This window comes from Kitasatospora sp. NPDC093558, from assembly GCF_040683475.1.
Lineage (GTDB): Bacteria > Actinomycetota > Actinomycetes > Streptomycetales > Streptomycetaceae > Kitasatospora.
In genome coordinates, this window is the sequence record NZ_JBFBDY010000246.1 from 1 (window position 1) to 9,350 (window position 9,350).

Genomic DNA, 9,350 nt, shown 5'->3' on the forward strand with positions numbered 1-9,350 from the left:
GTCGAGCTCGGCGCCGTCGGCGAGTGCGCCGGTGCGGCGGTAGACGTCCATGGCCGAGTACACGGTGTTGAAGGCCTGCGCGTCGGCGCGGGAGCGGATGTCCCGCGCGGTCCACACGTGCACCAGCACGCCGACGGCCGCCGCGACCAGGCAGGCGGTGAGGGCGGCCAGTGCGGCGATCTTCCACCGCAGGGAGGTGCGGCGGCGACGTCTCGGCGATCGCACCGGGCTCAGCGCCTGAGCTTGTAGCCGAAGCCGCGGACGGTCTCGATCCGGTCCCGCCCGAGCTTGCGGCGCAGCCGCTGCACGCACAGGTCGACGACCCGGCTGTCGCCGTCCCAGCCGTAGTCCCAGACGTCGCGCAGCAGGGTGTGCCGCTCCAGGACGACGCCCGGGCGCGCGGCGAACTCCAGGAGCACCTTGAGCTCCGTCGGCGTCAGGGCGACGGGCTTCCCGGCGAGGGACACCTCCATCCCGGCGGTGTCGATGACGAGGTCCCCGAAGGTGAGCACCTCGTCGGCGGAGGCGGCCGGTTCCGTTGGCTGCTGTGGCGCGTACGTCGCCCGCCGCAGCAGCGAACGGATGCGGGCGACGAGGACGAACGTGTCGACGGGCTTGACCACGTAGTCGTCCGCCCCGGCCTCCAGTCCCGCGACGATGTCGAGCCCGTCCCCGCGGGCGGACATCATCAGCACGGGCACCAGGCTCGTCTCCCGGACCCTGCGGCACAGCCCGATCCCGTCGAGCCCGGGCAGCATGACGTCCAGGATCAGCAGGTCGAACTCCCGCTCCTGTTCCCGGAACAGCTCCAGCCCGGTGAGCCCGTCCGCCGCGGCCGTCATCGCGTACCCGTACCGCTCCAGCGCGACGGTGAACGCCCGCCGCATCAACTCGTCGTCCTCCACCAGCAACACACGGACCGGACGGACGTCGGACACGGGCGGACGGCTCCTCTGCGAAACGGCGGGCGGGGGCGGGATTCGGAACGTGAAACGGACGATACCGCAGACATCGGACACCCCCACCCCACCACCGGACACCGACACCCGATCAAGCGCCGGCCGATACACGACGGATACAAAGCCCGGCGAGAACCGTCCAAGTGGCCGGGCATGTCCCGATTGGTACCGACTTCGCCGATTCACATGACTTGCCATTCAATGGGTTCGACTTTACGAATACTTGAATCTCAATTACGCTCCCACGGGTCCAAACGCGGGCCGCATTCATCGATCCGGTCCGAACCGTCAAGTTCCCAGGGGGGAAACGGTGTCCGTTTACACGGCCGTCGGAAATCGAAGCGTGGCCGGCCTCACCCTGGCAGCCGGGGTGGCTCTCGTCGGCGCACTCGTAAGCCCGGCGGGCGTCGCCCACGCCGCCGACTCGACCCAGCAGCCCGTGTCCGTGGGGCGGGTGACGGGTGCGAGCCCGGAGGAAATCGCGGTCAGGGCGTCGCAGGACCGGTGGCCCGCCCACGCGGCCACCACCTCTGCCAGGAGCGCCGCCCCTGCGGCAGGGGACGCGCAGGCCGCCCAAAGCGTCGTGCTGGTCCGGCAGGGGCAGGACCAGGAAGCGGCGGTGTCCGTCCCGCTCGCCGCCGCCCGCAAGGGACCGTTGCTCTACACCGCCGCGTCCGGCGTGCCCGGGAAGGACACGATCGCCGAGATCCGGCGTGTTCTGCCCAAGCTCGGCACCGTGTACCTGGTCGGCGGCTTCAACGACCTCTCCGTCGACCTGATCGCACGGGCGGGTTTCACGCCGAAGGTCCTGCGCGGCGCGAACTTCGAGCAGACGGCGCTCGTGGTGGCCCGGGACGGGATCCGGAACCCGCAGGAAGTCGTCATCACCAACGGCTACAACCCCACCGACCTGATCAGCGCGGCGGCGGGAGCGGGGAACGTCAACGGTGCGCTGATCCTGACCCGGGACCAGTCCATGGCACCCGATGCGAAGTCGTACCTCGACGGGCTCGCCCCCGAGATCGTCCGCACCGCCGTGGGCATCTCCGTCGAAAAGCTGTACCCGAGCACCTACGGGCCCGTCGTCGGCCGCGACGACTTCGAAACCAGCGCCCTGGCCGCAGCCGAGTTCAGCAGGAACCCGGGGCAGATCACGCTGGCGAGCCGGTCCCGCGTCACCGAAGGGCTGTTGGGCGCCGCCTCCGCGTCCTCCCGCGGCGCATCGCTCGTGGTCGGCGAGTCGACCTCACTGCCGACACCGACCGAGTGGCACGCTTCCGACACGCAGCGGACGGTCACGGAGGTGAAGGTCCTCGGGAACACCGCCGTCGTGAGCGACGACGTCGCACGCCAGGCCGCGAAGGCCGCCACCGGCACCGAGACCGACCAGGCGCCGACCCTGGACAAGGAGCCGGCCAACGCCGCCGAGCTCGTGGCCGAACTGGAGCTCGGTTCCTCGCTCGACGGTGTGGCACCGAAGTCGGCAACGGCCGCGTCGCCACTCGCCCGGGAGAGCGCTTCCGCCTCGCCGCGGGCCCTCTACAGCTACTACCCCGGGGGCATGAACGGCTCGGAGTTCAAGTTCTGCGTGCTCCAGCCCTCGCACGTCAACATCTGCCGCGACGCCAAGAAGCACGCCGACGCCGCCCTGGCCGCCGCCGAGCGCAACTTTCCCCGGGAGTCGCTCCACAACGGCAAGGGCGACGCCTACCGGCACTGCTACTGGAACGCGCGCATGGCCATCGACATGAACGTGAACATCTCGAAGGGCTTCGGCGACCGTCACGAGGACGGTGACGGTCCGGAGGACGAGAAGCGGATGGACCTCTACAACAACGCCCAGGGCCGATGGTTCGGGGAGTACTACAACAAGGGCTACGGCCACGTCTCCAAGGAAGAGCGCTACCAGGCCGCGAGCCACGACTGCGCCGTCAGCGCCAGCCTCGGCGACCTTCACACCATCAAGTAGCCGTCCCCCTCGATCGCATGGCCGGCCACCGCACCGCGTTCAGGAGAGAAAGGCGCACCGCCCCGTGTCAGTCCCCCGCTCCGCCACCACCAGGTTCGCCGTCATCGCGGCCAGGGTCGTCCTGGTCGCCGAGGCCCTCATGAGCCTGTGGATCGCCCTGGCGATGTGGATGTTCCAGCTTTCCTCCCTGGATGACGACGGCAGCACGTACGACCGGTACGGCACGGCGATCGGGCCGGTGCTGGCCCTGGTATGGGCGGGGGTTTGCGTGTGGGCCGTCACGTCCTCCGTGCGCCACCGCCGCTCCGGGGCGCGGCGGCCGGCAATACCGGTCGCCATCACCGCGGCCGCACACCTGCTGGGCACCGTCTGGGCTGCAGCCCACGGCCTCTGGCCGACCGCCGTGTGCTCACTCGCAGTCGCCGTGCTGCTCGCGGCCGCCGCCCGGCCGGCCCGCCCCGCCCGCCCGTTGCCGGCCGGGTAGCCGCATCCCGTCGGCACGCCCGACAGCCACACCCGCAAGACCCGCTCGGACAAAGGATTTCCACTGTGAAGCGGACGCTTCATCTTTGGCACAGGTTTACCAGACGAGTCATCGTCGCCGGCGGTGCCGCCGCCGCGCTCCTCCTCCCCGCCGTCCCGGCGGTCGCAGTGGTGGGCGGCTCCCCTGCCGACCTCGACGCCACGCCGTGGGTGGTCAGCATCCGGATCAACCAGGACGGCTTCGAGTGGAACTGTGCGGGCGCCCTGATCTCGCCCGGGCAGGTCATGACGGCCGCCCGTTGTGCCGCCGGTTTCGACCCGGCCGCCATCCGGGTGGTGGCGGGCCAGGCCGACCGCACTGTCGGTGGCGGTGCCGAGGCCAGGATCCGCAAGGTCTGGATCCACCCCGACTACGCCGCGGGCGCAGGCGCCACCCCCAAGAACGACCTCGCCGTATTGACCCTGACGCGCGACCTGCCGCAGACGCCGGTCCGGATCGCGCCGCCCATCAGCATCGGCGGCTCCCCCTACGCGCCCGGGACCCCCGCCACCGTCCTCGGCTGGGGCAGCACGGCACCGGACGACTTCACGTACGCCACGAAGCTCCACAGCGCCGTCCTGCCGGTCGTCGCCAACGCCGACTGTGCCGGCCGGCCCGGCTACGTCGACGGCAGGAACTTCTGCGCGGGATCGCCGAAGGGCGGCACCGACGCCTGCTTCGGTGACACCGGGGCCCCGCTGGTCGCCAAGGGCGTACTGATCGGCATCGCCTCCTACGGCTTCGGCTGCGGCGAGCCCGGGCAGTACACGCTGTTCACCAAGGCCAACGCCTACCCCTTGTCGGCCGACGTCCGCCAGCCCGCGCTCCCGATCGTCAACCGGAACTCGAAGCAGTGCCTCGCCATCCCCGCGAGCAGCAAGACGATGGGCGAGGGTGCGATCCAGTGGGGCTGCAAGGGCCTCGCCGACCAGCAGTGGTCCGCCCGGCCCGTCCCCAACACCGGGTTCGTGGAGATCGTCAGCCTCAACTCCCAGTTCTGCCTGGGTGTCCAGGGCGGCAGCATGACGCCCGGTGAGCGCGCGATCCAGTGGGAGTGCAACGGGAACGCCGACCAGCAGTGGACCAGGCAGGTGGACTCCTACCAGGACGGCGAGGCCGTCTACAAGCTCGTCAACCACCAGTCCGACCAGTGCCTCGCGATCCTGGGCGGCAACGCCAATCAGGGCGAGAAGGCCATCCAGTGGCCCTGCGGGGAGAACGCCGACCACAAGTGGACCTGGTGACTCCTCCTTCATGAGCACGGCAACGGGCGGGCGCCACCTGGAGGGTGGCGTCCGCCCGTTGGCCGTCAGGCGGTGGCCTGGATGCCCTGGAGGGCGGTGACCAGGGTGTCGACGTCCTGGACGGTGTTGTAGAGGGCCAGCGATGCGCGGACCGCGCTCTGGAGGCCGTAGGCGGCGAGGGCGGGCTGGGCGCAGTGGTGGCCGGCGCGGACGGCGATGCCCTGCTGGTCGAGCAGGGCGGCGACGGCCATCGGGTCGGTGCCGGCGAGGAGGAAGGTCAGCACGCCGATCTTCCCCGGCGCGTTGCCGATCAGCTGGAGCCCGGGCACGGTGGCCAGTGCGGCCATGGCGTACGCGGTGAGCTGCTCCTCGTGCGCGGTGGCGGCCTTGCGGTCGAGGCCGGACAGGTAGCGCAGGGCGGCCCGCAGGCCGGCGACGCCGGCGATGTGGCCGGTGCCGGCCTCCAGGCGGTGCGGGACGGGGGCGTAGGTCGTCTCGTCGAAGGAGACCGAGTCGATCATGTTGCCGCCGCCCTGCCACGGGGGCATGGCCTCCAGCACGTCGCGCTTGCCGTAGAGGACGCCGATGCCGGTCGGGGCGAAGATCTTGTGCCCCGAGAAGGCGTAGAAGTCGGCGTCCAGCGCCTTGACGTCCACCGGGAAGTGGCTGACCGCCTGGGCGCCGTCGATCAGCACCCGGGCGCCGTACCGGTGGGCGAGCGCCGTCATGTCGGCCACCGGCGGGACGGTGCCCAGCACGTTGGACGCGTGGGTGAGCGCCACCAGTTTGGTGCGGTGGCTCAGCAGGTCCCGGTAGGCGTCCTGGTCGAGCTGCCCGTCGGGGAGCAGCGGGACGGGCACGACCCGGGCCCGCCGCTCCTTGGCGACGAGCTGCCAGGGCACCAGGTTGGAGTGGTGTTCGGCGGCGGAGACGAGGATCTCGTCGCCGACGCCGAGGTTGGCCCGGCCCCAGCTCTGCGCCACGAGGTTGACGGCCTCGGTGGTGCCGCGGACGAAGACGATCTCGTCCGGGTCCGGGGTGCCGAGGAGTCCGGCGGCCTCGGCGCGGCCCTCCTCGTAGACCTGGGTGGCCTGTTTGGCGAGGGTGTGGGCGCCGCGGTGAACGTTGGAGGTGCTCGTCGCGTAGTGCTCGCCGACGGCCTCGACGACCTGGCGGGGCTTGAGGGTGGTGGCCCCGTTGTCCAGCCAGACCAGCGGGTGGCCGTTCACCTCCCGGTGCAGCTGCGGGAATTCGCGGCGGACGGCCTCGACGTCGAACCCGCTCGTGGGCGCTTCCGGCGGGGCGGACGAGGTCGGCGGGGCCTCCTGGGCCGGCAGCCAGTAGAACTGAGTGGCCGTCATGTTGCTTGCCGCAGGAGGCCGTTGGGTCGCGCCGTGGATCCCGGAGCCGCGCCCGAGTCCGCCCCCGAGTCCGCCCCCGAGTCCGTCAGGAGTAGTCATGGTAGTTGGACACCTCGACGTTCTGGAGCACCGCGACCGCGTCGTCCACCAGGGCGGCGGTGGAGAAGTAGCTGGTCACCAGGTACGACGTGATGGCCTGCCGGTCGACGCCCATCGCCCGCACCGCGAGGCCCGGCTCGACCTCGTCCGGCACCTTCGCCGGGCGCAGGCCGACGACGCCCTGGCGGTCCTCGCCGACGCGCATCAGCAGGATGTTGGTGGTGCCGGGCGCCGAGTTCGCCGAGCCCTTGAGGTCGAGCTTGTCGGAGGGCAGCAGCGGCACGCCGCGCCAGGTCAGGAACGGGCTGCCGAACAGCTCGACGATCTGCGGCGGCACCCCGCGCCGGGTGCACTCGCGCCCGAACGCGGCGATGGCGCGCGGGTGGGCGAGGAAGAACGCGGGCTGCTTCCAGACCCGGGCGAGCAGCTCGTCCATGTCGTCCGGGGTGGGCGCGCCCTTGCGGGTGCGCACGCGCTGGGTCGCGGCGACGTTGTTGAGCAGGCCGTACTCGGCGTTGTTGAGCATCTCCCACTCCTGGCGCTCGCGCAGCGCCTCGACGGTCAGCCGCAACTGGGCCTGGACCTGGTCGATGCCGGAGTTGTAGACGTCCGCGACGCGGGTGTGCACCCGCAGGACGGTCTGCGCGATGCTGAGCTCGTACTCGCGCGGGCTCTCCTCGTAGTCCACGAAGGTCTCCGGCAGGTACGGCTCGCCGGCGTGGCCCGACTGGAGGTCGATCGGGTGCTCGCGGTCGGCCTGCGGCCGCACGGTCGCGGCGGCGAACTCGTCGAGCTGGGCCCGCAACGAGGGCTCGCGGTCGGCGAGTTCGACGAGCGTGCGGCGGTCGACCGAGAGCACGGTACACGCGCTGACGGCCTTGACCCGGTACGTCGTCTCGGTGCCGTTGGCCCACTCGGCGCCGTCGAAGAAGTCGCCCTCGCCGAGGACGGCCAGCAGGGCGTCGGCGCCGTACTCGTTGGTGGCGCGCTTCTCGGCGCGGCCGAAGGCGATGATGTGCAGCTGGTCGGCGGGGGCGCCGGCCTCGACGATGAGCTCGCCCGGCTCGACGTCGCGCTCGACGAAGGCGCTGGCGAGCGCGGCGAGCAGCGGGCTGTCCACCTGGCTGAGGAAGGCCAGTTCGCGCAGGTCCTCGGCGATGACGCGGTTGGCGCCGGCGCCGTCGACGTAGGTGCTGATCAGCCCGTCGCCGAGGATGAAGCCGCGGCGGCGGTTGACGCGGAAGACGCCGGCCTCCAGGTCGACCCAGGGCAGCGCGCGCAGCAGGTACCGGGGGGTGATCCCGAGCATCTGCGGGACGGTCTTGGTGGTGGTGGCGAGGTTCCGGGCGGCGGAGGTACTGAGGCTCTGCTGACTCTGCTGACTCTGCTGGACGGCCTCGATGGTCACGAGTGATCCCCTCCCGTAAATCGGCTGATCCGACGATGCGTCAGATTGTGGCCGCCGATCCGGGTTCGTGTAAGGACGTTTAAGTTCACCGAAAGGTGAGCGCACCAGTACGTAGGGCAACAACGGCCCGATAAACTCACTCGAACGAGTGAGTTTGGCCATAAGCGCCACCGATGTGTTCCCAAGCAGAGCTTTGACGAGCGCGGTGAAAGCGTGAAAACGGGCCCCGGGTTCAGCCGACCCGGTGCGCGGCCTCGGTCAGGACGGCGCCCAGCGGCAGGCCGATCCGGGCCGCGGCCAGGTCGTCACCGCGGGTCGGCCCCTGGTTGACGATCGCCACCGGGGTGCCGGCGCGGGCCGCGTGCCGCACGAAGCGCAGGCCCGACATGACGGCGAGGGACGAGCCGAGCACGACCAGCGCCTGACCGGCGTCGACCAGCCCGAAGCAGCGCTCGACGCGGGGCCTGGGCACGCTCTCGCCGAAGAACACCACGTCCGGTTTGAGGACCCCGCCGCACACCCCGCAGGGGGCGATCCGGAACGCGTCGACGAGCTCCTGCGGCAGCTCCGCGTCGCCGTCCGGGCGCACCTGCGCCCCGGCCGCGCGGAAGCCCGGGTTCAGCTCCTCCAGCCGCCCGTCCAGCTCCTCGCGCGCGCTGGTGCGGCGGCAGCCCAGGCACACCACCCGGTGGAGGCCGCCGTGCAGCTCGACGGCCGTACGCGTGCCGGCCGCGCGGTGCAGGCCGTCCACGTTCTGGGTGATCACCGCCGCCACGTGGCCCGAGCGGCGCAGCCGCTCCACCGCCCGGTGCCCGGCGTTGGGCTCGGCCGCCGCGATCGTCCGCCAGCCGGCGTGGCTGCGCGCCCAGTACCGGCGCCGGGCCTCCTCGCCGCCGGTGAACTCCTGGTACGTCATCGGCGCGCGTCGGCGCCTGCTGCCGGTGGCGCCCCGGTAGTCCGGGATGCCGGACTCCGTCGACAGCCCCGCGCCGCTGAGCACCACGACGCCCCGCCCGGCCAGCAGCCGGACCAGCGTCTCCAGGCCCTCGCGGTCGGCCGCCGTGGCGTCGTCGAGCGTCGCGTGCGCACTCACGCGCCCCAGCCTAGATCTCACGGACGAGTGACGGCGAGGACGGCCATGTCGTCGTCCCTCGGCCCGCCCGTCCAGGCCGCCACGTCGCGCGCCAGCGCGTCCAGCACCTCCCCCGGGCCGGCGAACGGGCCCAGCGGGGCGAGGCCCGTCACCGGGTCGTAGAAGCGGCCGGCGCGGTCCCGGGCCTCGGTGACGCCGTCGGTGACCAGGAGCAGCGTGTGCCCGGCCGGGAACGGCCACCGGTCCGGCGCCGAGCGGGCCGGGCCCAGCGCGCCCATGCCGAGCGGCAGGCCGGGGTCGGCCGCGTCCAGGCGCCGCACGCCGCCGGTGGCGCCGTCGAGCACGTACGGCCCCGGGTGGCCGCAGCTCAGGACGCGCACGGCGTCCCCGCCGGGCGGGAACTCCACCAGCAGCGCCGTGCTGAACCCCTCCGTCCGCACCTCCTCGTCGCGGTGTGCGCTCTCGCGGGCCAGCGACTGCTCCAGCGCGTCCGCGAGCGCGACCAGGTCCGAGGCACGCGCGGCGTTCTCCCGGAACGCCCCGAGCAGCACCGACACCGTCGCGACCGCCGGCAGCCCCTTGCCCCGCACGTCCGCGATCATCAGCCGCACACCGTACGGGGTCTCCTGGACGGCGTACGCGTCGCCGCCGATCAGCGCCTGCGTCTGGGCCGCCCGGTAGCAGGCGGCCACCG

At 72.0% G+C, this 9,350-nt stretch carries 8 protein-coding genes and 1 pseudogene; 3 read left to right on the top strand and 6 right to left on the bottom strand.

The features are described from left to right. Nucleotides 1–225, bottom strand: a pseudogene (locus AB0O00_RS21815) (hypothetical protein); the annotation flags it as partial. A 5-nt stretch (nt 226–230) separates the two neighbouring features. Continuing rightward, nucleotides 231–938 (bottom strand): two-component system response regulator CseB, encoded by a 708-nt coding sequence (cseB, locus tag AB0O00_RS21820; RefSeq protein ID WP_363654211.1) that lies wholly within the window; start codon nt 936–938, stop codon nt 231–233. Between the two features lie 364 nt (nt 939–1,302). Here cseB and AB0O00_RS21825 point away from each other — a divergent pair, with 364 nt between their 5' ends. From AB0O00_RS21825 to AB0O00_RS21835, 3 genes are all read left to right on the top strand, one after another. Then, nucleotides 1,303–2,928, top strand: coding sequence for a hypothetical protein (locus tag AB0O00_RS21825; protein WP_363654212.1), 1,626 nt, complete (start codon nt 1,303–1,305; stop codon nt 2,926–2,928). 64 nt (nt 2,929–2,992) lie between these two features. Beyond that, a complete protein-coding gene (locus AB0O00_RS21830) occupies nt 2,993–3,412 on the top strand; it encodes a hypothetical protein (RefSeq protein ID WP_363654214.1) in 420 nt (139 codons plus the stop codon). Nucleotides 3,413–3,582: 170 nt separating this feature from the next. Beyond that, a complete protein-coding gene (locus AB0O00_RS21835; protein WP_363654216.1) occupies nt 3,583–4,695 on the top strand; it encodes a trypsin-like serine protease in 1,113 nt (370 codons plus the stop codon). A 65-nt stretch (nt 4,696–4,760) separates the two neighbouring features. Here the strand turns inward: AB0O00_RS21835 and AB0O00_RS21840 are convergent, their stop codons facing one another. From AB0O00_RS21840 to AB0O00_RS21855, 4 genes are all read right to left on the bottom strand, one after another. Further along, entirely contained in the window at nt 4,761–6,056 is a 1,296-nt protein-coding gene (locus tag AB0O00_RS21840; protein ID WP_363654218.1) for a SufS family cysteine desulfurase, read from the bottom strand. A gap of 85 nt (nt 6,057–6,141) precedes the next feature. Next, complete coding sequence (locus AB0O00_RS21845) at nt 6,142–7,563, bottom strand: family 2B encapsulin nanocompartment shell protein (RefSeq protein WP_363654220.1); 1,422 nt, start codon at nt 7,561–7,563, stop codon at nt 6,142–6,144. A 232-nt stretch (nt 7,564–7,795) separates the two neighbouring features. Next, nucleotides 7,796–8,656: an NAD-dependent protein deacetylase gene (locus AB0O00_RS21850; RefSeq protein ID WP_363654222.1), complete on the bottom strand. Its 861-nt coding sequence runs from the start codon at nt 8,654–8,656 to the stop codon at nt 7,796–7,798. A 17-nt stretch (nt 8,657–8,673) separates the two neighbouring features. After that, on the bottom strand, nt 8,674–9,350 hold a 677-nt coding region (locus tag AB0O00_RS21855; protein WP_363654224.1), incomplete at its 5' end, for a PP2C family protein-serine/threonine phosphatase.

Bases quoted from the DNA above. Each gene is read 5' to 3' on its own strand.
- AB0O00_RS21840 (WP_363654218.1), bottom strand. From the start codon at position 6,056: ATGACGGCCACTCAGTTCTACTGGCTGCCGGCCCAGGAGGCCCCGCCG.